This window comes from Deefgea salmonis (genome assembly GCF_020531905.1).
GTDB lineage: Bacteria > Pseudomonadota > Gammaproteobacteria > Burkholderiales > Chitinibacteraceae > Deefgea > Deefgea salmonis.
The window spans coordinates 28,885-55,010 of record NZ_JAJAWG010000008.1; the positions used below are offsets into that span (position 1 = coordinate 28,885).

Annotated in this window: 22 protein-coding genes; 15 read left to right on the forward strand and 7 right to left on the reverse strand. The window is 49.3% G+C overall.

The window, feature by feature from the left end:
- Positions 1-40 precede the first annotated feature (40 nt).
- Positions 41-2,338: a YgiQ family radical SAM protein gene (locus LG219_RS11940; protein WP_226764710.1), complete on the forward strand. Its 2,298-nt coding sequence runs from the start codon at positions 41-43 to the stop codon at positions 2,336-2,338.
- A gap of 156 nt (positions 2,339-2,494) precedes the next feature.
- Here LG219_RS11940 and LG219_RS11945 read toward each other — a convergent pair whose 3' ends face one another.
- Entirely contained in the window at positions 2,495-3,082 is a 588-nt protein-coding gene (locus LG219_RS11945; RefSeq protein ID WP_226764711.1) for a recombinase family protein, read from the reverse strand.
- A gap of 211 nt (positions 3,083-3,293) precedes the next feature.
- Here LG219_RS11945 and LG219_RS11950 point away from each other — a divergent pair, with 211 nt between their 5' ends.
- Genes LG219_RS11950 through LG219_RS11960 form a run of 3 tightly spaced genes read left to right on the forward strand, consistent with a single transcriptional unit; the run spans position 3,294 to position 6,943 of the window.
- Positions 3,294-3,533 (forward strand): ribbon-helix-helix domain-containing protein, encoded by a 240-nt coding sequence (locus tag LG219_RS11950; protein ID WP_226764712.1) that lies wholly within the window; start codon positions 3,294-3,296, stop codon positions 3,531-3,533.
- Positions 3,533-3,943, forward strand: a complete 411-nt coding sequence (locus tag LG219_RS11955) for a putative toxin-antitoxin system toxin component, PIN family (RefSeq protein ID WP_226764713.1) — start codon at positions 3,533-3,535, stop codon at positions 3,941-3,943. The genes LG219_RS11950 and LG219_RS11955 overlap by 1 nt, the downstream gene beginning before the upstream one ends.
- A gap of 3 nt (positions 3,944-3,946) precedes the next feature.
- Positions 3,947-6,943: a Tn3 family transposase gene (locus LG219_RS11960; protein WP_226764714.1), complete on the forward strand. Its 2,997-nt coding sequence runs from the start codon at positions 3,947-3,949 to the stop codon at positions 6,941-6,943.
- A 17-nt stretch (positions 6,944-6,960) separates the two neighbouring features.
- On the opposite strand, the gene LG219_RS11965 is transcribed toward LG219_RS11960, so the two are convergent.
- Positions 6,961-7,203, reverse strand: a complete 243-nt coding sequence (locus tag LG219_RS11965) for a hypothetical protein (RefSeq protein WP_226764715.1) — start codon at positions 7,201-7,203, stop codon at positions 6,961-6,963.
- A 134-nt stretch (positions 7,204-7,337) separates the two neighbouring features.
- Here LG219_RS11965 and LG219_RS11970 point away from each other — a divergent pair, with 134 nt between their 5' ends.
- From LG219_RS11970 to LG219_RS11990, 5 genes are all read left to right on the forward strand, one after another.
- Positions 7,338-7,535 carry a SlyX family protein gene (locus tag LG219_RS11970; RefSeq protein ID WP_226764716.1) on the forward strand — a complete coding sequence of 66 codons (198 nt, stop codon included), beginning with the start codon at positions 7,338-7,340 and terminating at the stop codon, positions 7,533-7,535.
- Between the two features lie 293 nt (positions 7,536-7,828).
- Positions 7,829-9,838, forward strand: a complete 2,010-nt coding sequence (locus LG219_RS11975; RefSeq protein ID WP_226764717.1) for a BCCT family transporter — start codon at positions 7,829-7,831, stop codon at positions 9,836-9,838.
- Between the two features lie 88 nt (positions 9,839-9,926).
- Entirely contained in the window at positions 9,927-11,879 is a 1,953-nt protein-coding gene (locus LG219_RS11980; protein WP_226764718.1) for a putative bifunctional diguanylate cyclase/phosphodiesterase, read from the forward strand.
- Positions 11,880-12,026: 147 nt separating this feature from the next.
- Positions 12,027-13,742 carry a TIGR03862 family flavoprotein gene (locus LG219_RS11985; protein WP_226764719.1) on the forward strand — a complete coding sequence of 572 codons (1,716 nt, stop codon included), beginning with the start codon at positions 12,027-12,029 and terminating at the stop codon, positions 13,740-13,742.
- An 88-nt stretch (positions 13,743-13,830) separates the two neighbouring features.
- Positions 13,831-14,859, forward strand: coding sequence for a class I SAM-dependent rRNA methyltransferase (locus LG219_RS11990; RefSeq protein ID WP_226764720.1), 1,029 nt, complete (start codon positions 13,831-13,833; stop codon positions 14,857-14,859).
- 162 nt (positions 14,860-15,021) lie between these two features.
- Here the strand turns inward: LG219_RS11990 and LG219_RS11995 are convergent, their stop codons facing one another.
- On the reverse strand, positions 15,022-15,711 hold the full coding sequence (locus tag LG219_RS11995) for an HAD family hydrolase (protein WP_226764721.1): 690 nt from the start codon (positions 15,709-15,711) through the stop codon (positions 15,022-15,024).
- Between the two features lie 192 nt (positions 15,712-15,903).
- Here LG219_RS11995 and LG219_RS12000 point away from each other — a divergent pair, with 192 nt between their 5' ends.
- The 3 genes from LG219_RS12000 (at position 15,904) to LG219_RS12010 (ending at position 18,754) form a co-directional block, all read left to right on the forward strand.
- Positions 15,904-16,452, forward strand: coding sequence for a YaeQ family protein (locus LG219_RS12000; RefSeq protein WP_226764722.1), 549 nt, complete (start codon positions 15,904-15,906; stop codon positions 16,450-16,452).
- A gap of 151 nt (positions 16,453-16,603) precedes the next feature.
- Positions 16,604-17,962, forward strand: coding sequence for an EAL and HDOD domain-containing protein (locus tag LG219_RS12005; RefSeq protein ID WP_226764723.1), 1,359 nt, complete (start codon positions 16,604-16,606; stop codon positions 17,960-17,962).
- Positions 17,963-18,061: 99 nt separating this feature from the next.
- Positions 18,062-18,754 (forward strand): MarC family protein, encoded by a 693-nt coding sequence (locus LG219_RS12010; protein ID WP_226764724.1) that lies wholly within the window; start codon positions 18,062-18,064, stop codon positions 18,752-18,754.
- Positions 18,755-18,766: 12 nt separating this feature from the next.
- On the opposite strand, the gene LG219_RS15315 is transcribed toward LG219_RS12010, so the two are convergent.
- A complete protein-coding gene (locus tag LG219_RS15315) occupies positions 18,767-19,384 on the reverse strand; it encodes a chemotaxis protein CheD (protein ID WP_226764725.1) in 618 nt (205 codons plus the stop codon).
- Positions 19,385-20,007: 623 nt separating this feature from the next.
- Here LG219_RS15315 and LG219_RS12020 point away from each other — a divergent pair.
- Together LG219_RS12020 and proB are read left to right on the forward strand one after the other, a co-directional pair.
- Positions 20,008-20,235 (forward strand): hypothetical protein, encoded by a 228-nt coding sequence (locus tag LG219_RS12020; protein WP_226764726.1) that lies wholly within the window; start codon positions 20,008-20,010, stop codon positions 20,233-20,235.
- A 34-nt stretch (positions 20,236-20,269) separates the two neighbouring features.
- Entirely contained in the window at positions 20,270-21,391 is a 1,122-nt protein-coding gene (proB, locus tag LG219_RS12025) for a glutamate 5-kinase (RefSeq protein ID WP_226764727.1), read from the forward strand.
- 132 nt (positions 21,392-21,523) lie between these two features.
- Here proB and LG219_RS12030 read toward each other — a convergent pair whose 3' ends face one another.
- The 3 genes from LG219_RS12030 to LG219_RS12040 form a co-directional block, all read right to left on the reverse strand.
- On the reverse strand, positions 21,524-22,555 hold the full coding sequence (locus tag LG219_RS12030; RefSeq protein WP_226764728.1) for a YbaY family lipoprotein: 1,032 nt from the start codon (positions 22,553-22,555) through the stop codon (positions 21,524-21,526).
- A gap of 98 nt (positions 22,556-22,653) precedes the next feature.
- Positions 22,654-23,628, reverse strand: coding sequence for a hypothetical protein (locus LG219_RS12035; RefSeq protein WP_226764729.1), 975 nt, complete (start codon positions 23,626-23,628; stop codon positions 22,654-22,656).
- Between the two features lie 59 nt (positions 23,629-23,687).
- Positions 23,688-24,266 carry a sugar O-acetyltransferase gene (locus LG219_RS12040; protein WP_226764730.1) on the reverse strand — a complete coding sequence of 193 codons (579 nt, stop codon included), beginning with the start codon at positions 24,264-24,266 and terminating at the stop codon, positions 23,688-23,690.
- Between the two features lie 113 nt (positions 24,267-24,379).
- On the opposite strand from LG219_RS12040, the gene LG219_RS12045 reads away from it, so the two are divergent.
- Positions 24,380-26,008 (forward strand): methyl-accepting chemotaxis protein, encoded by a 1,629-nt coding sequence (locus LG219_RS12045; protein WP_226764731.1) that lies wholly within the window; start codon positions 24,380-24,382, stop codon positions 26,006-26,008.
- Positions 26,009-26,126: the final 118 nt, after the last annotated feature.

The following is a 26,126-nucleotide window of genomic DNA, read 5'->3' on the forward strand; positions in this document are numbered from 1 at the left end:
AATCTGCGACAATGCGCGATTAGCCTTGTTTGTGATCAGCATGAATACCTCTCATTCCCCGATTTATGATTTGCCCGCAGGCGTGACGCCGCGTCAACCTGTACCTTTTTTGCCGATGAGCCGCAAAGAAATGGATGCGCTAGGGTGGGATGAGTGCGACATTATTTTGGTCACTGGCGATGCCTACATTGATCATCCGAGTTTTGGGATGGCGCTGTTGGGGCGTTTACTCGAGGCGCAGGGTTTTCGCGTTGGCATTATTAGCCAACCCGATTGGACCTCGGCCGAGGCGTTTAAGCAGCTTGGCAAGCCGCGGCTGTATTTCGGTGTTACGTCGGGCAATATGGATTCGATGATTAACCGCTATACGGCGGATAAAAAGCCGCGCTCAGACGATGCCTACACCGCTGGCGGCATGGCGGGCAAACGACCCGATCGCGCGCTAAATGTATATTGCCAACGTTGCCGCGAAGCCTATCCGGGCGTGCAAATTATGGCGGGCGGCATCGAGGCCAGCTTGCGCCGTATCGCGCAATACGATTATTGGAGCGATAAAATCCGCCAATCGGCGCTGATTTATTCTAAAGCCGATCTTTTACTGTTCGGCAATGCCGAGCGCGCCTTGGTTGAAGTCACGCAGCGCGTTGCCGCCGGCGAAAAAATGAGCGAAATCCGCGATGTACGCGGTACGGCTTTTTTAGCGCCAAAAGGCTGGTTGCCTGCCGGTTGGGTTGAGCTGGATTCGTCGGTAGTGGATATTCCAGGCAAGGTTGATCAACATATCAACCCGTATGCGACTGAAGAAGATAAACAGCAAGGCGTTGAAGGCAATACTCCCGACTCCCCAATCCCAACTCCCCAAGTTATCCAGATGGTTTCTCGTGAAGCGCGCCTTGCTGCGCGCCGCGAAGTGCGCGGCCGCACGGTGATTCGGATTCCGTCGTTTGAAACGGTCACCTATGACCCAGTCAGCTACGCGCATGCCAGCCGCACCTTGCATTTGGAATCCAATCCGGGTAATGCCCGCGCCTTGGTGCAGCAACATGGTGAACGAGATGTGTGGATGAATCCGCCGCCGATTCCACTAGAAACGGCGGAGATGGATTACGCCTTTGATCAATACTTTGCGCGCAATCCGCATCCGAGCTACGGCCAGCAGGTGATTCCAGCGTGGGATATGATCCGGTTTTCGATCAATATCATGCGCGGCTGTTTTGGCGGCTGTACGTTCTGCTCCATCACCGAGCACGAGGGGCGGATTATTCAAAGCCGTAGTGAAGGCTCGGTATTGCGCGAGATTGAAGAAATCCGCGATAAAACTGCGGGCTTTACTGGGCATATTTCCGATTTGGGTGGGCCGACGGCGAATATGTATCGCTTGGCGTGTAAAGACCCAAAAATCGAAAAATCTTGTCGCCGCTTAAGCTGTGTTTATCCCGGTATTTGCGAGAATTTAAACACCGATCACAGCAGCCTAATTCAGCTGTATCGCAAAGCGCGTAAGATTCCGGGCGTGAAAAAAATTACCATTGGCTCGGGTTTGCGTTACGACTTGGCCGTGACGCAACCGGAATACGTCAAAGAATTGGTCACGCATCATGTGTCGGGCTATTTAAAAATCGCACCGGAGCATACCGAAGAAGGCCCGTTGTCCAAAATGATGAAGCCGGGCATCGGCACCTTTGAAAAATTCAAAGCGATGTTTGATAAATTTAGCGCTGAAGCCGGCAAGCGGCAGTATTTAATTCCTTACTTTATCGCCGCGCATCCGGGAACGTCGGATGAAGACATGCTGAACTTGGCGCTGTGGCTGAAGAAAAACGATTTCCGCCCCGACCAAGTGCAAGCGTTTACGCCAACGCCGATGGCAATGGCCACGACGATGTGGCATACCAAGCGCAATCCATTGAAGAAAATTCATCGCAGCTCGGAAAAAGTCGACGTGATTCGTGATGAAAAACGCCGTAAAGCGCATAAAGCGTTCTTGCGTTATCACGATCCAAAAAACTGGCCGCTACTACGCGAAACGCTGCGCGAGATGGGCCGTGCTGATTTGATTGGCAATAGCCCGAAACAGCTGATTCCAATGGAGTCGCCCGAAGAGCGCGCGATGCAAGCCCGACCGGTGCCGAAGGGCAATGCGCGTGGTGGCGGTGGCCCGGGTTCGGTTGGTAAAATACCCAATAGGAGTAATGGCGCGCGTACTACGACAAACAACGGTCAGCGAGCAATACCCCGTGGCGTTACGGCAGGAAAACCCAAAGCAGCGGCGACGGCTAACCGCCCGCAATCGGCTAAACCGAGTACCACATTAGTGAAAAAACCACGCGCTCGTTAGCATCGGGAAGCGCTCAGCCACGAGTGATGGATTGGTGGCTGAGCGTGCAAACTCAGCGTTTCAACACGAGATACTGGCAAAAGCGCTGGCATGTAGGTCGAGAAAATCCGCTGCGGCGGTTTTGGGGTTTAGGGAGCAATGGAACAGAAAGTGAACTTAAGCCTCAATTATTCCAGTATGAGCATCAAGTCTTGCCAGTGTATCAATCAGCGTTGTCCGTTTTACCCCAAAATTCCGGCACACCGCAGCCTTGGACATTCCGCCTTTTAGCGCAACCAGAATAGCTTCCAGCTTTTCACCTGCAATTGAGGGAGGCCTGCCGCCAACACGGCCACGACGCCGAGCCGCCGCCAGTCCAGCTACAACGCGCTCCTTGGTTAAGGCGCGCTCGTATTGAGCCAGAGCACCAAAGACATGAAACAGCAATTCTCCCGATGCGGTTGTGGTGTCCATGCCTTCAGTGAGAGAACGAAAAGCAACCTGCTTTTCCTTTAGTGTATTCACGATGGTCAGCAGGTGCGGCAACGACCGGCCAAGACGATCCAGTTTCCAGACCACCAACACATCTCCAGGGCAAACGAAGGCCAGAGCTTCGGCCAATCCTGGACGATCATCTTTTGCACCTGAAGCATGATCTTCAAACAAGTGGCGTGCATCAACCCCTGCCGCCAGCAGTGCATCACGTTGCAAGTCGGTAGTTTGGCGATCTGATTCAGATGAAACCCGCATGTAGCCCACAAACATATACGAAAAACCTCACTTTCAGTATTTCCGTACAATAGCAGATTGCGACATAGTTTTCCGTACATTTTTTCCTATTTAATTGGCGGTTTCTCCTCTCATTTTCATCGGACATCGTAACCAGTCGGCAAACAAGTGTTATCCGACACTTTGACATTGCATTTATGGGTGTATAGGTGTAAAAACACATAAACACAATCAACGGAGGTGCACCATGCAAACCACTCGCTGGAATGTGGCGGTTTCTGCCACGACCGACCAAGCTTTACGTATGTTTCTTGCCAGCCAAGGGCGCGGCAGAAAGGGCGACTTGTCGCGCTTCATCGAAGATGCAGTACAAGCGCATATTTTGGAGTTGACCGCTGAACAAGCCAAAGCGGCTAATGCCAATGTCAGCGAGACTGAATTAGACTCAATGGTTGATGAAGCACTTGATTGGGCACGTCAAAGTTAATGCGCGTCGTTTTGGATAGCAATATTTTGTTCAGTGCATTGATTTCTCCGCACGGTGCACCCGATATGATTTATCGGGCCTGGCGTGCCGCACGTTTTGAGCTTGTGACTTCGCGGGTGCAACTGGATGAAATCCGCCGCGCCAGCCGATACTCAAAACTGCAAGCGGTATTGCAACCGGCCAAAGTGGGGGCAATGCTCAATAATTTGCAACGCGCTATTGTTCTGGAGCGATTAACCATTGAGCACGAAGCCGACGATCCCGATGATGCATTTTTACTGGCGATGGCACTGGCAGGCGATGTGGATTATTTGGTTACCGGTGATCGGCGTGCTGGATTATTGCAGCGAGGCCACATCGGACGGACAAGAATTGTAACCCCTGCTGTTTTTTGTGCGGAGACGTTGTAATCAATGCCAGTTGGCTTTCTAACTCAAGAACAACGCGATGGCTTTGGCCGTTATGTCGGCTCACCCAGTTGCGAAGAGTTGGAACGCTACTTTCATTTGAGTGATGACGACCACAATAATCTGCGGCCTTTGCGGGGTAATCATAACCGACTCGGCTATGCAACACAGCTCACCAGCGTTCGTTATCTGGGCACATTTCCCGACGATTTTTCAGCGGTACCACTTGCCGTTATTCAGTTGCTTGGCCGTCAGCTAAACATTGCAGATATTGCCTGCATTAAAGATTATGCAGACACCCGACAACGATTACGGCATCTCACTGAGATTCAGAATCTCTATGGCTATCGTTACTTTGCCGATCGTAGTGTTGGTTTTCGTTTGAGCCGGTGGTTGTACGCACTGTGCTGGACGGGGACTGACCGACCAAGCGTGCTATTTGAACGTGCCACAACTTGGCTACTCACACACAAAGTCTTGTTGCCCGGCGTTAGTGTATTGGAGCGCTTTATCGCCCAATTACGCAGTCGGGTTGAGGAACGTCTTTGGTACACGCTGGGGCGCAGCGTGACCGAGCAACAACGCCAGCAACTATTAAAACTGCTGACTGTTGAAGAGGGCAATCGCGGCTCACGATTGGATCAGATCCGTTCTGGCCCCGTCATGGTGAGCGGCCCTTCACTAGTAAAAGCATTGCTCCGACTTGATGAAGTACGCGGTTTCGGCATTACGCTGCCAGCCGCAGCGCATATTCCGCCCAGTCGAATTGCGGCTTTGGCACGATTCGCCAACACAGCCAAAGTGACTGCGATTAACCGATTACCACCGGCTAGACAGTTGGCCACACTGGTGGCTTTCGCTGTTTGCCTTGAAGCGACATCGCATGATGATGCGCTGGAAGTTTTAGAAGCCCTGTTACGCGACATTTTTAGCCGTGCGGAAAATGCGGATAAAAAAGCACGCCTGCGGTCGCTGAAAGATTTGGATCGCTCAGCGGCCACGCTGGCCGTTGCCTGCCAGATGGTGTTGGATGCATCCATTGCCGATGGTGCATTGCGCACCGAATTATTTACCAGTTTGCCACGTGCCGAATTAGAAAAAGCCTTGGAAGAAGTTAATGCACTCATTCGCCCGGCCAATGATGTATTCCTTCATGCGCTGGACGACCGTTATCGCAGTGTCCGTCGCTTCCTGCCGGACTTATTGGCTCGCTTGCATTTCGGTGCCAATCCAACGGGTAAAGCCGTCGTTGCGGGTCTGGAATGGCTACACAAAAACCTGAAGCGCAAACAGGCAGAAAGCGATGCACCACAAGATGTGGTGGGTAAGTCTTGGAAAAAGCATATATTTGGTAAAGACGGTGCGCTGGATATGCGCGCCTATGTATTTTGCGTACTCGATGAACTACGCACGGCCTTATGCCGTCGGGATGTGTATGTCACACCCAGTTGGCGCTATGCCGACCCACGTCTTGGTTTGCTCGATGGTGCGGAATGGCTGGCGGCACGCCCCATTGTATGTCGATCACTGGGCTTGACCATCGAAGCCAAGCCCACGTTGGACGCATTCATCGCAGAAGTAGATGCGACTTGGCTGGCGGTTGCAAAACGCTTGCCAGAGAATCCAGCCATTCAGCTGACCGAAACCGACAATGGCAAGACCGAATTATCACTTGGGGCGTTAGACAAACTGGACGAACCACCCTCTTTGTTGCAACTGCGTGCCGCAGTAGCCGATTTGATGCCACGTGTCGATCTGCCGGAGATTTTGCTGGAAGTAGCAGCACGTACAGGTTTTACCAGTGCCTTTGCGCATGTTTCCGAACGCAATGCCCGTGCCGATAACTTTGCCACCAGCTTATGCGCGGTCTTGCTGGGAGATGCTTGCAATACCGGGCTGGAGCCATTGATTCGAGCAGACATACCGGCCTTACGGCGTGATCGGCTGTCTTGGGTGAGCCAAAATTATATTCGTGATGACACCTTGGCCGCAGCCAATGCCATTTTGGTTTCAATGCAGAGCCAACTTGAATTGGCTCAAACGTGGGGTGGTGGTGAAGTCGCTTCTGCCGATGGCATGCGCTTTGTCGTGCCGGTGCGCACCGTTCATTCAGGTCCCAATCCGAAGTATTTTGGTTCGGGTCGAGGCGTGACCTGGTACAACATGATTTCAGATCAGTTTTCAGGGATAAATGCCATCACCGTACTAGGCACGTTGCGAGACAGCCTGGTTTTGCTGGCCGTGGTACTCGAACAGCAAACCGAATTACAACCAACCCAAATCATGACCGACACCGGCGCTTACAGCGATGTGGTTTTTGGCCTGTTTCGTCTGTTGGGCTACCACTTTAGCCCACGATTGGCCGATGTAGGTGGCACCCGCTTTTGGCGCTCGCGTCCAGATGCGGACTATGGCCAACTCAATGGGCTGGCCAAACAATCGGTCAAATTGGAGCTGATTACTGAACATTGGGATGACTTGTTACGGCTGGCCGGCTCGCTCAAGCTTGGCCGCATTCCGGCCACCGGCATTATGCGCACTTTGCAAACTGGGGATAGACCAACCCGCTTGGCGCAAGCTCTGGCCGAATTTGGTCGGCTGGAAAAAACGCTGCATATGCTGACCTACATTGATGATGAATCAAAACGCCGTGCCACACTGACTCAGCTCAATCGAGGAGAAAGCCGACATAGTTTGGCGCGTGCGGTATTTCACGGAAAACGGGGTGAGTTACGCCAGCGTTATCGTGAAGGCCAAGAAGACCAACTGAGTGCGTTGGGTTTAGTGGTCAATATGATTGTGCTGTGGAATACGATTTATATGACGGCGGCACTGAAACAGCTCAAACAACAAGGCTACCCGATGCTGGATGCAGACGTCGCACGGTTGTCACCGTTGGGCTGGGAGCATATCAATATGCTGGGGCGGTATTCATTTGCAGTGCCAGATGAAGTTGCACGGGGCGAGCTTCGACCGCTAAGAAATCCAGCAGATGATTTGTAATGGCTCAAGAAAAAGCCTTAAGTACACTTTCTGTTCCATTGCTCCCTAAACCCCGTTTTGCTGCTAAAGATGGACGGTGTGGTTTGATTGGCTTCACGCAGCATCGCCACCAAATCGGCATCGTCAGTGAAGGCCATTTTTTTGCCAAATAAAATCAGCCAATCACCGTGCACTTCAACGATGCGGGCATGCAGTTGTGGCGCTTGATCGCGTGCTTCTGGCAGGGTGTAAAGATTAATACCTTGAAATTGAATGGTCATTGGAAAGGATGGATTCGTCGTTAATAAGCACGATCTTGCCGTGACTGGCTGATTTTGGCTATTGCGGATTTAAAAATAAGATCTGGCGCTGAGCGAGTATCATCAAAGCGATCTTGAAGTTTATTGGAGTGATTATGGAAGCGCGCATCACCGAATTAGAAATCCGCCTTGTATTGCAAGACGAATTACTCGATGATTTAAATCAAATCATCGCGCAGCAACAGCAGCAAATAGATCATTTGCAACAACAAATGCGTTACTTACAAGAACGCAGTGTAGGCCCCGAGCAATCTGGACGCAGTCTTTTGGATGAAATCCCGCCGCATTACTAGGGTCTGTTGATGTTTAGTTTCCCAAACCCTGGGCTGCATTGTTGCTTGATCAATGTGACGCAACGTCAAAATTTAGGCGTATTCATGTTTGATCCAATGATTGGGTTTTCGTCTTACCAAGGCCGCCATTAGTGCGGCTTTTTTGTGTTTAAAACATGATTTTTTCATACTGAATGTGGTTGGTAATTTTTTAATTTCACCCTGCTTTTCCTTACAAAGATGTGCATATTTGGCTGGGTTGATCAAGTTCAGCATGTTATGGTGTTTTTTCTGAAAATGAAAAGGAGTAGTGGATGAAGACGTCTACCATATCAACACGAACGACCTTTTGCTGGCCGGTAGTGCTACCTAGTTTGGCTTTAGTGGTGGTGCTATTGTTATTTTCAATGCTTGCGCCTAGCCAAGCTGAGTACATTTTTTCTTCAAGTAAGAGCTGGATCACCGCGTATTTTTCGTGGTTTTATACTTTAGCGGTTGCCGCTTTCGTTATTTTATTAATTGGTATCGCGATTAGCCGATACGGCAATATTCGCTTAGGGCCGGATGATGCCGAGCCCGAGTTTCGTTTTTCATCGTGGATCGCCATGCTTTTTGCTGCAGGTATGGGCGTAGGGCTAATGTATTTCGGGGTGGGCGAGCCAATACAGCACTTGATTGCGCCGCCAACGGCCGTCGTTGGCACGCCTTCGGCCGCGCGTGAAGCCATGCTGATGACCTTCTTTCACTGGGGGATTCATGCTTGGGCGATTTATGGTGTGGTTGGGCTGGTGCTGGCTTATTTTGGCTTTCGTTACAATCTGCCGCTAACGGTGCGCTCAGGGCTTTATCCCATTTTAAAAGATCGTATTAATGGCCCATGGGGTCATGCGGTCGATGTCTTTGCGCTGTGCGGCACGATTTTCGGGATTGCAACCACGCTAGGTTATGGTGTTTTACAACTGTCCGCTGGCTTAACTCACGTCACCGGCTGGGACTTTGCGGGCCTGCCGATGCAATTGGGTTTGATCGCTGCGGTGGTCGGTTTGGCGGGTTTATCGGCCGCATCCGGCTTAGGTAAAGGGGTGAGAATCTTAAGCGAGATTAATTTATCGCTGGCTATTTTCCTGATGCTGTTTGTCTTAGTGGTTGGCCCGACGCTCTATTTATTGGGCAGTTTTAGTGAAAATATTGGCAATTATTTAGCCAATATTGTGCAACTGACTTTCCGTAACTTTACCTATGAACCAGCCAATTCAGAGAATTGGTACCAAGGTTGGACCATTTTGTATTGGGCTTGGTGGATTTCTTGGGCACCGTTTGTGGGCATGTTTATCGCGCGGATTTCGCGTGGTCGCACCATCCGCGAATTCATTGTTGGGGTTTTGGTGATTCCAGCAACGTTTAATTTCTTGTGGATGACGGTGTTTGGCAATGCCGCTATTTGGGTCGATACCCATACCGCGATGGGGGCGCTGGGGGCCAGTGCTGGTAATGTCGATGCACTGTTGTTTACCTTCCTCGATTATTTGCCACTGGCTAGCTTGAGCTCAGTCGTTGCCTTGGTGTTGATTGCGATTTTCTTTGTCACCTCGGCCGATTCTGGCGCTTTTGTGATCGACAATATCGCGAGTCGTGGCAATACGAAGTCTCCCGTTTGGCAACGCTTGTTTTGGGCGGTGATTTTGGGCTTGGTCGCCGGTTGCTTATTGACCGCTGGCGGTTTAAAAGCCTTGCAATCAATGACGATTGTTGCTGCGCTGCCTTTTGCTGTGGTGATGTTGTTATTGTGCTTTAGTTTGCTCAAGGGCTTGCGAGCCGATGAACTGCATGCACGGCAAAAATTATCGCATGCGAGTAATTTTTGGAATGGGCAGCGTTGGCGTTCACGCTTGGTGCAGATTTTACGTCAGCCTACGCAGCAAGATGTTCGGGCTTTTTTAAGTGATACGGTGCAACCCGCGATGGAAAAAATCGCCGAAGAATTACTTAAAAATGGGGTTGAAGCGAAGGTTGAGCGCATTAGTGACGATAAAGTGCAGCTCGAAGTCATACAAAATCAGTTGCGTGATTTTGTTTATGGTGTGGCCTGCACGCAAAAACAGGTGCCTGATTTTGCTTTAGCTAATACCGCTTTACCGACCTCAGAACAAGCCGAAACGTTTGAACCGACGACTTATTTTACCGACGGGCGCAAAGGTTATGACGTGCAATCTTTGGTCGAATCTGAAGTGTTGGCGGATATTTTGAAGCAATACGAGCGGCATTTGAGTCTTTCACTCAATGCGGATGCCTCTTTATTACAACATGCGCCATCACATCGTTAATTTGACGTAAAGAAACAGCGCACATTGCTGCGCTGTTTCAACTTATACGCTATAAAAAACATACATCCTTTCTTCATAAGTAGGTCAAATGCGTCATTCTTTGACTCGACGCTGCTGCCAATGGTTAAAACCACTGGTTTCTCAATTTGGCGTGTATTTCTTTTTTGCGCTGGTGATTGGTCTTGGCTTATTGCTGAGCATTGTGGTGTTTTATAGCGGCAAGCAAGTGAATGCCGTCATTCAGCCCTTAGTCAATGAATCCGTACCGATTTTACGCACGATCAGTGAGCTTAAAACCAAGGTGACTGAGCGCCAAGTCATCATGAATCAGTACTTTGCGTATGGTCTTAATCAAGCACAGTTCAAAAAAAAATATGCTGATAATCAGTTGGCATTAACTCAGCTTTTGCAGCAATCTCACCCTAAGCGCCACCAACATCCTCGACACCTCGCGATTATGGCTTTAGATGATAATGCCAAATTATTAGCGATTCGCTTAGAGCAAGCCATGCAAGCCAAACCGGTGGATACCGATGAGGCGCGGGCGATTTTGGTGGAGAGTGCGATCGATACCAATGCATTTTTATCTGAATTAGATCATTCCTTTGTCGACGTGAGTCAAGAAATCGAAACCGCGAGTCGTCATTCTTTGCGTGACGTGAGCGTGATGATCAAGCTGGTGCTGGCGTATAGCTTGGCGATTGTAGTGATTGCGATTTTGGTTGCGTATTACATTCATGCGCGTCAGCGCGCTGAAAAAAAATTAGCGCATGCTGCACGCCATGATCGCTTAACCGACCTGCTCAATCGACGCGTTTTTGAAGCCGATATCACCGCTTTGGGTGATACGCCGTATGCCGTCATTTTGATTGCGATTGATCGTTTTCAACGAGTACAAGGCGGTTTGGGTTATGAGGCGGGTGATGAATTATTGGTCGCCGTCACCGCCCGATTGCAGCCGATTATTCAGCAGTTTGGTGGTGTGTTATATCGATTTGAAAGTTCTTATTTTGCCGCTTTATTGGATTTGCGCGGCGAAGACCGGCCTCCGGAGTTGCTGGCTAAAGCACTGCACGACGCGTTGCAAGTTGGTATTTTGATTGCGGGACATGAATTATTTTTAACTTTGAGTATGGGCGGTGCCATTTATCCGCAAGATGGCAGCGATGCGGTGACTTTGATCCGAAATATGGACGCCGCGCTCGAGCAAGCGCAGCAGCAAGGTGGCAATGCCTTGCGCTATTACGATCAAGAAATGAATGCACGTGCCTTAGAGCGTTTGGCACTTGAGGCGGATTTGCGCTATGCGATTGAGCGCAATCAATTACAGTTGTATTTTCAACCCCAAGCCGATATTGATTCATTAAAAATTGTTGGCGTTGAGTGCTTAATTCGTTGGCATCATCAAGGGCAATTAATTTCACCGATTGAATTCATTCCCTTGGCCGAAGAATCCGGATTGATTATTCCGATGGGTGAATGGATTTTGCGAACCGCTTGCCTGCAAGCCAAGATTTGGCAAGACGCTGGCAGGCCACTGATTGTAGCGATTAATATTTCGGTTAGGCAGTTTCAACACCCGCATTTTTTGTCTTTGGTGCGCCAAGTTTTACACACCACCGCGGTTGATCCAGCGTGGATAGAGCTCGAGATTACTGAAAGCGTCGTGATGCAAGATGCCGATCATACGATTGAGTTATTGCAGCAATTACGCAATTTAGGGGTGATGCTGTCGATTGATGATTTTGGTACTGGTTATTCCAGCCTGTCCTATTTAAGGCGATTTCCGATTAATAAATTAAAAATCGATCAGAGCTTTGTTGGCAATCTGGTATCCGGTAATCAAGACGCCGCCATTGTCGATGCCATTATTCGTCTAGGACATAATTTGGGCCTAACCGTGATTGCTGAGGGTGTTGAAACCGAAGCGCATTTAGCGGTTTTGGCGCAGTTGCATTGCGATGAAATACAGGGTTACTACTTCTCTCGACCCCTACCTTTAGCCGAGTTAACGCGGTTTTTGTCTCCGCAAATCGCTTGATCGGTGTCTTATCACGGTTAATCGCCATCTGAGCCGATTTTTTTTCTGGTAAAAAATGCGTAAAAACAGCAAATTGTGCAGTCTTAGCCGGTGAATTTCGGTATAAGAGAGCCTTCGCGTTTTATTGCTATTGAGTTTGGATTTCCTATGCCTAAGAAAAAATCGACTGCCACTCCTTCTATTGCCATTATTGGTGGCGGTCCTGCGGGCTTGATGGCTGCTGAAGTGATTGCTGCGGCGGGATATTCAGTTGAATTATTTGATGCAATGCCCTCAGTTGGGCGTAAATTTTTATTGGCTGGCGTTGGCGGAATGAATATTACGCACGCTGAAGATTCAGCGCTGTTTTTAGGCCGCTATGGCGCAGCCAGCCAAGACCTAGCGCCAATGCTTGCGCCGTTTGATGCCAATGCACTCACTAGCTGGGTGCATGAACTTGGCATTGAAACTTTTATCGGCTCATCCGGGCGGGTATTCCCCAAAGAAATGAAAGCCGCGCCATTATTGCGCGCGTGGTTAGCGCGGCTTAAAGCCAGTGGCGTTAAGTTTCATGTGCGTCATCGCTGGTTAGGCTGGGATCAAAACCAAGCATTGCGTTTTGCCAATCCAGAAGGAGAAGTGCAGCGCACATTTGATGCCGTGGTGTTGGCTCTAGGCGGTGGCAGCTGGGCCAAACTGGGCTCTGATGGCGCTTGGGTGCCATTATTGGCCGAGCAAGGCGTGGATATTGCGCCTTTAAAGCCAGCTAATTGCGGTTTTGACGTGGCTTGGAGTGCGCATTTAAGCGAAAAATTTGCCGGAAGCCCGCTCAAATCAGTGGCGGCAGCAACTCGCCCGCATGATGCAAAAAAAGTCGGTGAATTTGTACTCACCGCAGGCGGCGTTGAGGGTAGCTTGGTGTATGCGCTGTCTAGCCAATTGCGAGATGATATTGCCGAGCACGGTAGCGCAACGTTGTGGCTGGATTTAGTACCGCAAAAATCGTTGGCGCGGGTGACTGAAGAATTATCGTTGCCGCGTGGCGCCGATTCAATGGCCAATCATTTACGCCGCAAGTTAGGGATTGAAGGCGTTAAAGCCGGCTTATTGCGTGAATTCGTCAGTAAAGAAGACTTTATGCAACCGGCAAAATTGGCGGCGGCGATTAAATCATTGGCCATCACGCTTGTGGCGCCGCGCCCGATTGATGAAGCCATTAGCAGCGCCGGCGGAGTGATGTTTGCTGGCTTGGACGACAATCTGATGCTTAAGCCAGCGCCCGGCGTATTTTGCGCCGGTGAAATGCTCGATTGGGAAGCGCCAACCGGTGGCTATTTACTCACCGCTTGTTTCTGTAGTGGCCGCGCAGCCGGCTTGGGCGTCATCAATTACTTGCAAAGCGCACCAGCGACTCAAGCTAAAAAAGCCGCCGTTAGCCCCACTGAAGGTAAAGTGGCCAAGCCTAAAGTGGCGGTTGCAATCGCCGATGAAGCGCTGCCGGTGAAAGCCAAACGAGCGAGTAAAGCCAAGGTTGACGCAGTAGCATCCATCGTGGATGCCGCTGAAGCGCCCAAAAAACGCGCCGCTAAAGCCATCTCCGTAGCGAGCAGCGAACTTGAAGTTGCACCGGTCAAAGCCAAACGCAGCCCGAAAGTCGCTGAAGTAGCTGTCGCCGATGAAGTGGCAGCGGCAGTAGTTCCAGCCAAAGCCAAACGCAGCACGAAAGTCGCCGCAGTAGCTGTCGCCGATGAAGTGGCAGCGGCAGTAGTTCCAGCCAAAGCCAAGCGCAGCAGGAAAGTCGCTGAAGTAGCTGTCGCCGATGAAGCGGCAGCGGCAGTAGTTCCCGCCAAAGCCAAGCGCGCCCGTAAACCAAGCCAAGAATAAACCATAAGTAAGCTGCGGTTGATGGCCGGCATTGATGCGGGTGGCGCGGTTTACTGATCGACTGATTACCATTTAATTGAGATAGACCATGACTGATATGATGCAAGAACCGTTGTTTTCCTTACTTGATACCGCATTAGCCAACCGCGCGGACTTAATTACTCAACTCGCCGCCGAGCAAACTAATACTTACCGTTTATTTCACGGCAGTATTGAAGGCGTACCGGGTTTAACGATTGATCGTTATAACGATTTAATCCTGATTCAAACTTTCCACCGCGCTTTGTCGATTGAGCAATACGCCGAAATCGAAGCGTTTTATGCCCGCACTTATCCCGCATGCGCGCTGGTTTATAACGACCGCAGCCACGGCCATTCGCGGGTGATGAATCGCCTGACCGAAGCCGAAGAAATCATCGCTTACGAGCCACGCATTGCCCAAGAGCTAGGGGTGAATTACCGCATTCAAGGTCGTCACAACGGCCAAGATCCATGGTTATTTTTAGATTTACGCGCCGGCCGTCGCCGCGTGATGCAAGAAGCGGCGGGTAAATCCGTGCTCAATTTATTTGCCTACACCTGCGGCGTGGGGATTGCAGCCGCTAAAGCGGGTGCACGCCATGTGGTGAATATTGATTTTGCTGAATCGAGTTTATTGGTGGGTAAAGACAACGCCAAACTCAATGATTTGCCAATCCGCGTGCGCTTTGTGCAATCGGATGCTTTTGCCGCATTAAATCAATTGTCGGGTAAAGGTCAGGCGACGATGGTGCGCGGTAAACGCATGCCAACGTTCCCAAAATTGGAAAAACAACAATTTGATTTGGTGATGCTCGATCCACCCCGCTTCTCAAAAAGCCCATTTGGCGTGGTTGATTTAGTCAATGATTACGCCTCGGTGTTTAAGCCAGCACTATTGTCGACCAACGAAGGCGGTACGCTGATTTGTTGCAATAACGTCGCCCAAGTGTCACGCGATGCTTGGCTCGATCAACTCGAGCGCTCTGCGGCTAAAGCTGGCCGCCCTATCAGCAGCATGGAATGGATTAAGCCCGATAGCGACTTCCCAACATCGGATGGTCAGCACCCGCTTAAAATCGCGCTATTGCGCGTTTAATCTGTCTTATCACAATGGCCTGCTTTGCAGGCCATTTTTTTATCCCGATGCGTGTATTCAATTGCTACGTTGCAATGTAAATTATGCTGGGTATTTATCTACAAGCTATTATTAATAAGGATTTGCTGGCAATACCTTATAGCAAAATACCCTTGCGTTGATTTAGCCACTTGGCAAATCAAATGCATGCCGGATTCGTGCGCCGAGCTCTTCTGGGGTGCGTGAAATAATCACTTCGGGCACCGCGTATTTAAGTGTCAGCCGTTGTAGATCTTCAAAGCCGTAGGACACCATAAAGGGATTCACGCCGGCCGCTTGCATGGCCAGATAATCTTTATGCTCATCACCACAAGCAAAGGCACGAGCGGGGTTGATGCCCAGCTGATTCAGTGCGGTGCTGAAATAGACGTTTTTCGGCGTTTTGAGCGCAATGCAGCTAAAAAAATCCAATTGTTGAATGTCTAAATCATGCCGAGCAAACAGGCGGGCCAGAGTGATCGCCGGCTCGTGCGTCACGTTGCGCGTCACCAGACCGACTTTAATGCCCGGTGTGGCGAGCAATTGCTGCAATAAAGGCGCGATGCTGGGGTAGAGCATGGCTTGTTCGCGGTAAATGTCGGTCAGGGTGGCGATGAGTTCTTTGCGATTGGAATTGCCGAGGCTTTTGGCTAGGTTGCGTGGAAATTCTTTGAGTCCACCCAGATATTTGAATAAATTGCGCCTTTTTTGAAAGCGTTCCAAATCGCCAATTTGCATACCATGCAAGCTAAATGCGGTTTCTATGGCGCTAAATGCATCGATAATAGTGCCATCGGCGTCTAATAAGATAAGGCGATCGCGGCTGGCATACATAGGCGTTCCGATGCTGGAAATAAACGCTAAGGTAGCGATCAATTATTGAAATAAGATGAATCGCCGATTTTATGCACATAAAGAGACAAATGGCGCTGAGTGCCGCGCTTTAAAAATAGGCGTGGATTTTGTTGCTCACGCCGATTTGGGCAGATTCCGTTACACTGTCGGCCTTCATAAGGACGACAATCAATGGCAATTAAATCAACGGTATTCAAAGCCGAGCTGAATATTACCGATATGGATCGTGGTTATTATCAAAGCCATGCCCTCACAATTGCGCGCCATCCTTCGGAAACTGACGAGCGCATGATGTTGCGTTTGGTGGCTTTTGCGCGCCATGCCAGTGAATCATTGGAATTAACTCGCGGCCTTTCGGCTGACGACGAGCCGGATGTGTGGCAAAAAGACTTAACCGGTGCGATTGAGACGTGGATTGAGTTGGGCTTACCCGATGAAAAACGCATCAAAAAAGGCTGTGGCCGTGCCAATGAAGTTTGGATTTATGCCTACGGTGGCCGAGTGGTGGATATTTGGTGGGATGGCATTAAAAATGCGCTGACGCGTTTTGAGCATTTAAATGTGCTGAGCATTCCAAGCGATACTTTGGCCGAGTTAACCCAAATGACCGCGCGGACCATGCAGTTGCAGTGCACCATTCAAGATGGCCAATTGTGGATGTCGGATGCTAACCACAATGTGCTGGTTGAAGTCACCACACTACAATCTGCAGCAGTATAAGCCTGTAGGCTTTTATTTATATTTGATAGCGAGATATACCCACTATTTATCTCATGAATAGTGGGGCTTGCGCAATTTGCGGTGCACTGCTTTTATTCTATGGTGCATTGCGGTTTCAATTTCTATACTCAATGGCCACCTTGAGGTTGCCATGCTGCCACTCTTTTTTCATCATCTATTTCAAAGCGCCAAAGTCGAGTCGGATTTGGCGGCATTTGAACGTCTTAATGCTTTATCGCCTCGGCTGAGCGATGCAGAAATGCCAACACAGCATCCAGAAGAAAAAACCATTATCTGTCGTGAAAGCATCGTCAATCGACAGGAGCGGGTGGTCGGGCATGAATTTATGCTGAAAAAGAACATTACCGAGCGCGTGCATACCGGTCATGCGATGCGGCGTTTATACGATCAGGCCTTGCTTAGCCAATTACTTAATTTGTCGTTGTTGCACTTATTGGGGCATCGTTTTGCCTTGGTGCATTTTGAGGCATCGCATATTTCGGATGCGCAATTTACCAATTTGCATGGACGGCATTGTGTATTGGTGCTGCGTTTTGGTGATGAGCCGGTGACGGAGGTTATTTATCAACAGATTGTTGCGCTGCGCAAAACCGGTTTGATGTTTGGGATTTTGGCGCATGAATGCCTGAATCCGAATATGGAAACGCTGATCGCGCAGATTGATTTGCTGGTGCTTGATTTGAATGAAGCATGGGTTTTTTTACCGGATATTGCCGCCAAAGCCATCGCGCAAACGCACTGGCCTTTATTGGCGTGCCATATTGACTCTTATGAAGCCTTCGACTGCGTTTGGGAATCGACCTTATACGCGGAGCGAGTGATGTTTTTTCAAGGGCCTTTTATCAGTGCGCGGGATGCTTGGGGAGTCAATCCCATCGCCGCTTTGCGCGGTCAAGTTCAGCATCTGCTCGATTTAATTGAACAAGAAGCGGACACCGCAATCTTGGTCGAGGCATTAATTGCCGATCCGGTGTTATTGTATAAATTACTGCGCATGGCCAAATCCCACGTTGCCGATGAGATTGGCAGCGCTGAACAAGCCTTGTTACTGATTGGTCGTGGCGCTTTGCATCGGTGGTTGTTGTTTATGCGCAATAGCCAAAGCGACGCTGCCGATTGTGATTTAGCGCTGCGACAAGGCGCGTTGCGCCGTGGCCGATTCATGCACAATTTGGCGCAAACGTATTTAGATCGTCATCAGCGTCAGCAAGTTTTTTTGACTGGGGTGCTTTCACAAATGGAGGGCGTTTTGCAGCAAACTCTCGCCGAATTGCTCAAAGCGCTGCATGTGCCGCGTTGGGTGAGTGAGGCTTTGTTGGCGCGATCTGGGCCTTATTTTGTGTATTTACAATTGGCGTCGGCTGCCGAAGCGCAGCAATTTAATGTGCTTAGTCACCTGTGTCAGGTACTGGATATATCGCCGCATGCCGTCAAAGCCGCCCAGCACGAAGCGACATTATGGGCTGAGCAGATACAGGCAAGAAACTGATGCAGATCAGTGATCGGCTGATGGTCAAGATGCTCACTATCCTTTCGTGGCGTGAAGCACTAAGATAAAGCATCTTTTAAGCCAATAGCCTAATTCATTATGTTGCCTTATTTATCTTCTTTTTTTGGTAGTTTACTGCTGGTTTTTGCCGCTTTAATGCCAATTTTAAACCCGCCCGGCCATGCGCCGATTTTTTTGGTATTAACTGAGGGTTACACCAAAGACGAGCGGATTATTTTAGCTAAGCGAGTCGGCGTATATAGCTTTATTTTGCTGGTATTTAGTATGTTTATCGGCATTTATGTATTGGAGTTTTTTGGCGTTTCTTTGCCGATTGTTCGAGTGGGTGGTGGCTTATTAGTTGCAACTGCTGGTTGGCAATTAATGTCTGCCGATACCCATGCGCCCAATGCCGTATCAACACTGGATGGCAATCGACCCAGTTCTGAGGAATTACGTCAAAGGGCGTTTTTTCCGCTGACTTTTCCTATTACAGTGGGACCGGGCTCAATTACCGTCGCCATTACGTTGGGGGCGAGCTTTAAATCGTCCGGGATTGAAACCTTTACCATGCCAATTGCCAGTGTGATTGCCGTGGCGATTACGTCGTATTCGGTGTATTGGTGTTATCGCTATGCAGATAAATTATTGAAATGGGTCGGAGCGACGGGGTCGGTGATTTTTCTACGACTTTCGGCGTTTATTTTGTTTTGTCTTGGGATTCAGATTTTTTGGACCGGTGCGACCGATTTAATGGGGGCTTTTGTGCAATTACATTGGCCACGAGGGTAACTATAGCAATCATCACCAGTAATCAATTTTTCTTTGATTTAATGATTGTATTAATTTGGCTTTATAGTTTTCTTCTTCTTGAATTAATTGTTGTTTTTGGATTTGTTGTGGTTGGATTTGCCGGCATAGTACTTCGCCAGAAGTCGGATTTAATACGATTTTTCTGGCGCAATTGCCGCCCAAATCACTCGCCAATAATGGAATTCCTTCGGCACTGAGCCATTGGTGCGTAAATTCAATATTAGTTTCACCAATGGTTTTTTTTCCTGCACTCGGCACTAAATTTCCTCCCCCAAAGGCCTTTGCTTGCAAACGGCCTTTTTTTGCGCCTTGTTTGAGTAAAGCATTCACTAATAACTCCATCGACGCCATTCCTGAATGTAATGAATCCACATCTTGTCCAGCACGTGCGCCAAAATTAGGCAGCATAAAATGATTCATTCCCGCCATTTTGAGTTGCGGATCAAATAAGCACACCGAAATACATGAACCCAATAAGGTCATGATCGGTTGATGTTGTTCGACGGCAATATCGCCAGAATGAATATGTCGCGCATGACGCTCAAGTTGCTTCATTTCATTCATTACAGGCGGTGTGCTCGCTTGCTGCAGCGCTAATATGGTTTTCACGATAAATCACCACTGAGGGTCGATTTTTCTGGCCCTACCATCATGGCTTCCCCTTGATTGCTGACTGACTTAGCCTTGATCAGCATAGCTCAAATTTCATTCCGATTATTTGTGATGCCATCGGTATAAAAATACGCTGGTGGTGTATCTACGTCTGCGCCTTATTGGCTGCTGCCCCGCAATAAATACCCTGTGGATAAATATTTATTCGCGGGTTTCTTGTGAATTTATTGGGGATAAGTAGGTGAATTAAGCGTGGGTTTGCTGGGCATGATTTGGGTGTAAGCGATTATTTGAGGAAGGGGCTTAAATTCATCACCAAAAACAGCACCCTTATTTTTCGCAAATATACCAAAACCATGCTTTCACTAAGTATTTGTAAGTCATACACAATAAGTACTTATCCACAGCTAGCTCGAGCCCTTATTTATTACTACTAATTTAAAATAAAAACCAATAAGACCAAGCTTTTTTCAAGAAAAAACCTGTGGATAAGTCGCTAAAATCATGCTGACTAAACCCAAGAAAGTGTCTAAAAAAGCTAGGCTTTACCGGCAAATTGCGCCAAAATTGAACCCCAGCTGAAATGCGCTCAACAGCGCAATGGCAATAAGGAGCTGAACGTGGAAGTGAATATTTTTAAAAGCATGAGCAACCCGAGTAAGTGCCTCGTTTTGCCAGTCGATCTCGATGTCGATCAAAGCCAATTACCCATTGACGACAAAGACTATGAAAAAGTCTATTTCCTACGGACCCGCACATTGAGCATTGGCAACGACAATGTCAGTTTTGATCCGGCCACCGCATTAGCGGCATTGCACCACCAAGGGTTTTATTTATTTCAGCTGTAATTGAGCGTGAATACGCTGCGCAAGGATGATTTTTATGCAAACGTCAATATTGGCGAACGCCCAGCGAATCGTAGTTAAAGTGGGCTCTAGCCTAGTGACCAATGAAGGCAAAGGTTTAGACCATGCAGCATTGACACGCTGGGCGAAAGAAATTGCCCAATTGACCAAGCTGGGTAAACAAGTGGTTTTGGTTTCATCTGGCGCCATTGCCGAGGGCATTGCTCGACTGGGTTGGACGCAAAAACCCAGTGCAGTGCATGAAAAACAAGCTGCGGCAGCCGTTGGCCAACTGGGCTTATGCCATGCCTACGAAAGTGCTTTTCGCCAACACGATTTAATGTGCGCCCAAGTGCTACTCACGCATGAAGACCTATCTGATCGCACGCGTTATCTCAATGCCCGCTCAACGTTGCTGACGTTATTGCAACTGGGTGTGATTCCCATCATTAATGAAAACGACAGCGTGGTGACTGCTGAGATTAAATTTGGCGATAACGATACGCTGGGCGCTTTGGTGACCAATCTGATCGAAGGCGATGCCTTGGTGATTCTGACTGACCAAACTGGGCTATATACCGCTGACCCACGGAGCAATCCCAGCGCCACCTTAGTCAAGACTGGCACTGCAGGTGATCCTAGTTTGGAAGATATGGCCGGTGGTGCAGGTTCTAGCGTGGGTACGGGGGGTATGTATACCAAAATCATCGCCGCCAAGCGTGCCGCCCGTAGCGGCGCCGCAACCATCATTGCTTGTGGGCGTGAAGAACAAGTACTGACTCGTTTAGCCAGTGGTGAAATGATCGGCACACAATTGCGCTCAGCAACGTGTGCTTTGGCGGCCAAAAAACAATGGATTGCCGACCATTTGCAACTCAAAGGCAGCGTCACGCTGGATGCCGGTGCAGTACGCGCGTTAACCCAGTCGGGCTCCAGTTTATTACCAATCGGAGTGTTGGCGGTTGAAGGCGAATTTTTACGCGGTGAAGTGGTGCGTTGTTTAAATCCTGACGGGCTCGAAATTGCTCGAGGTTTAATCAATTACAGCTCGCAAGAAACGCAGCGAATTTTACGTCAGCCAACGGGGCAGATTGAGGCTGTTTTGGGCTATATCGACGAAGCTGAGCTGATTCATCGCGATAATTTAGTGTTGTGCTAAAGACGTACACCGAACGGATTTTGGTGAACGCAAAATAAGTGGTTGTCTGCAATAAAAATGCCGCTCTATCGCCATAGAGCGGCATGGGTATACGTTGCTAGGCTATAAAATATATAGCCTAGCTGGATATACCTAGATTGCTTTGAGCATGATGCTGGTTTCGCGTGGCGCATCTTGTGTGAGCACTGGCGTTTGGGTGTCGCTGATTTTAATCAGCTTGCCATCTTGCTCTAAACGCGCACTCAGGCTGTAACGATGCTTGGGATTAATCGCTTCTGGGGCAAATTTCAGCGTTACCGTTGGCGGTGTGCCTTGCGTTAAAGTGATGACTTTTTTCGCAATCAATTCGGATGCCACGTCCATTTTGGAGACATCGCGCAATTCAACGGTGAGTACCGCGCCCGGATACAGTCGGCGGTCTAGCCACATGACTTTGGCGGTAACGCTTTCAATCGCTTTATTTTTCACAATCCCATACATCGAAAAAGCTTGTTTGACTTCGGCTGGCGTCATTTGCAAAGCGATAAACTCTTTGCCATTTTTGCTGGCCGGATTAAATGGGTTATTACTGGGTAATTGTGCTAAATAAACCCGCTGGCCATCATCGCCCAGAATAAAACCGGGCGGAGGATTTTTTTCGAGCTGATTCCATGCTGATTTTGGAAAAACTAGGATATCGAGTAAGGGGTAATGCTGTGGATCACTGCCGCCGCGAAAACGATATTCAAATTGTTGCAAAGCCGTTTCACCATAAAATGGAATCTCACTGCCCGATTTCACGTCCACTTGCACGTTATTGGCCGTCCAGCGTTCTGGCGGAATAAAAATCAAGCCGGATGCCGCATCCCGAATCGGGTTGAGCGGCTCATCAGCCGATATCAATGTGCAATTATTGGCCACAATCACCTCATCGACTTCCAAAAAGCCGCCTTGGCCTTTAAGCCACACGGTGGTGGTGCCATTGCTGTATTTGGCGCCAGACGCCGAGATCACATGCGGTAGTTTTTGGAATGTCCAGCCACTGAGTAATTCAAGCGAGTCAGGTGTCGTCATTCTGATTGTAAACGATTGGCCTTCATCACATTGATAGCGCTGTAATGGCGCATCGCTCGCGGCGATTGTGAGTGAGCTGGCAAAAAGTAGAGGGAAAATAAAGGCTTTCATGGCTTGCTCACGTCATATTTTGAGCTGATATTGTGGTCATAAACTGACGAACAATAAAGGTGAAAATTCCCTTTGTTCGTCAGTTTGTATTCAAGATCTCAAAAGATGACTTGCTCAGGAAATCCGCGTTTTTCACTCGGGGCATGCATTAACGGGCGGGGTACTGCCATTAAAATAATCAGTTTTTCAATCGGCGGTTCGCGCTGCAAGATCAGCTCTGGCAAAGCAATGCGCTGATTGTCGCTACTGTCGCTATCGATAATGCCCATTCGATCGACATTACAATAGCGAACTTCTAGCCGTAAGATATCTGGCGTTGCGGCCAATTCGGTAATGAGTTGCTCGCACAAGGCATCTGGATTGAGCTGTTGATGAATGTCTTGTAATTCGGTGGTGAGATTTTTGATGCGTGTTTGTTGTTCGATTTGCTCTGGGCTGGGCGTCATGCTGCTTGAGTTTTGCATTCTGAGCATGGTGCGAGCATTCACTAGGCTGCTTTCGAGCAGCTTTTTTTTATTTTCCACGCTGGCGATGGCCAGCTGCGCTTGAATCGCGATGGTGTCTAAAATCCGCTCGGCACCCAGTTGCACCAAGGCATCGGGCGATTGGGCGGGTTGGCCCAGTTGGTAATTAGACAAAATCAGTAATGTTTGCGGTACATCTTGGCGAATTTGCCCGGCGTGCTCACTCATGCCGTAGCGTACTTTTTCATGCGCGTCGGCAATTAAGCCCACATAGGCCATGTCGGCCAGCGGCCATGCGGCAAACCAAGCTTGCAGTCCGGGGTCGCGACCGACAACGTCACGCATTCGATCCGGCGTTGCAAACAGTAATTGCAAAGTACGATCTTGCCGCCATGTTTCATGATTGAGCGCAATCGGCGCAGGCAGTTGAGCCGCCAAAGCATTGGCGTGTGTTTGCGCCCAATGCAGGTAGGGCGCTAATCGGGTTGCATAATTGCGCGCCAAACGAATGTGCGGATGCGCAATGTCGACTATGCGTTCGATACTGGCCTCATCCTCCGCGGTGAGTTTGGGTTTGGCGGTAAACCAAGATCGGATTGTGCTCCACATCGTACTGACTCTGTTCGGTTAAGAATGAATACAATATATACGCTCAAGCCGATCGGCTGTTATGGATTTAGCGCATATAAAGTGCTTTCATCGGGTGGTGTTAATTCACGAATCACACGGGCGGGATTGCCGCCAACTAGCACGCAAGATGGCACATCGCGAGTCACGACGCTGCCAGCGCCAATCACGCTATGGTCACCAATGGTCACACCGCCACAAATAATCGCGCCCGCCCCAATCCAGACGTTATTGCCGATGGTAATGCCTTTGGCGCAATACGCCCATTTTTGGCGTTCAGTCGGGTCGACTGGATGGGTGCCGGTTTGGATTTGGACATTGGGCGCGATGATGGTGTGGTGGCCAATCGTGATCGGCGCGCCCGGCGCTGCGGCGATTTGCGCGTTGTAATTAATAAACACTTTTCGTGAGAGTTTGATTAAGTGGCCGCGGGCAATCGCTAAAGGCGGCGAAATAATAACTTCATCGGCTTGGGCAAACAGTGCTTTGAGTAGTTCTGGCCGCTCATGCTGGGCTTCTGGCGGCAGATGATTAAAGCGATGCAGTAATTCGCCTTCTCTTTGCCAGTGCGTTTCAGAACCTAAGTCGCTAAAGGGAAAACAAACAAGATCATGATTCATACATCACCTAGAGACAATCAGTCGTTGATAATATGCGTGAACAAAGCTTACGGTATATTATAAGGAAAATGACGGTGTGAATAATGCCAATAATTAAAAATTAAAGGGTGGGTATGCAAAATTGGGGCGTAAAAACACGGCTTTTAGCTGGTTTTGGGGTGGTTTTGTTGTTGTTAGCGATTGTGGCGATGGTGGCTTTATTGAGCCTGACACAGCTGCGCGGCAAGGTTAGCGAGCTGGTGGAGGAGCGTTATCCCACAGTGGTGAAATCCAATCAATTGATTGCGATTGCTTATCAAACCGATTTAACGCTGCGTAACGCCGCTTTAGCCGAAACAACGGGCGATACCGATACGATTTTGACGCAGTTAGAGTCCGAAGCCAGCGCAGAAGAACAACAAATTGCTGAATTAAAGGCGCTGATCGGCGCAGACGCCCAAGCGCAAGCGTTGCTTACTGAGGTAGAGGCAAGTAATGCGGCAATGGATTTACAAAAAACCAAATTAGCCGGTTTATTAAGACTAGATCGCACTACGGGTGGGCATTTTATTACCACTGAATACGCCAAAGTCAGCAATGCCTATCGGGATGCTTTGCTCAAATTAGCCGCCTATGAAAGCCGCTTAATGGATGAAGATAAAACCTCGGTACAACGCAGTGTCAGCACGGCGGTCAATAGCATTTTATTGGTGAGTTTGTTCGCGATTGTATTGGGTTTAATTTTGGCTTGGTTGATTGGCTCAAAAGTGATTGCCGCTTTGGATTCGGCCAGTCGTGTGGCCAGCAAAATTGCCAGCGGCGATTTAAGCCATGATTGGCGCGGAACGCAGTTTACCAATGATGAATTGGGGCAATTACAGCGCGCTTTGCAAACCATGCAAGAAAATCTGGTGCAAATTATTCGCCAGATTCAAAGTAATGCCACCGCGGTGACGCAAGCCGCGCGAACCTTGTCATCGGCCTCGCAGCAAATTACTTCGGGCTCAGAGTTGCAGTCGTCGTCAGCCAGCTCAATGGCCGCGGCAGTCGAAGAGATGAGCACCAGCATGGATCAAGTGGCTGACAATACCCATGATGTTGAGCAAAAAGCGCGGGGTGCGGGTGAATTGGCCAATGCCGGTAGCCTAGATGTTTCGGCGGCAGCGCTGGAAATGCAGGCGATTTCTGGTGAAGTGCTGGGCGCATCCGAACAAATTACTGAATTGGGTCGAAATATCAATGAAATCGGCACGATTGTGGTGGTGATTAAAGACGTTGCTGATCAAACCAATTTATTGGCGCTGAATGCCGCGATTGAAGCGGCTCGTGCTGGCGATATGGGGCGTGGTTTTGCCGTGGTGGCCGATGAAGTACGTAAACTGGCTGAGCGCACCGCGCAATCGGCCAGCCAAATCACCAAGATGGTCAGCAATATTCAAAGCAGCGCACAAGATGCGGTGACTCGCATGAGTAGCGGTAGCCAGCGTGTTGGCGACGGTTTGCAATTAACCACTCAAGCGAGCGAGAGTATTGGCCGCATTAACCAACGCAGCGGTGAAGTGGTGCATTCGGTGCACGAAATCAGTGAACAAATGCAAGAACAACGCTCGGCGGCGCGCGATATCGCGGTCAATGTTGAGCGCATCGCGGCGATGGCCGAAGAGAACTCAGTGGCGGTCCGCAATATGGGCGATTCGATTGGCCAGCTTGAGAGTATGGCCGAGCAACTGACTGCGACGGTGCAGCGTTTTAAAATGACTTAATCCGTGCGGATTGAGATGCCGCTGGCGACGATGTTGCGGTGACGGCTGCGGTCTATTAAGTTGATCAACAGTACGCTGATCGGGCTGATTTGCTCATTTAAGTGGGGCATTACCAACC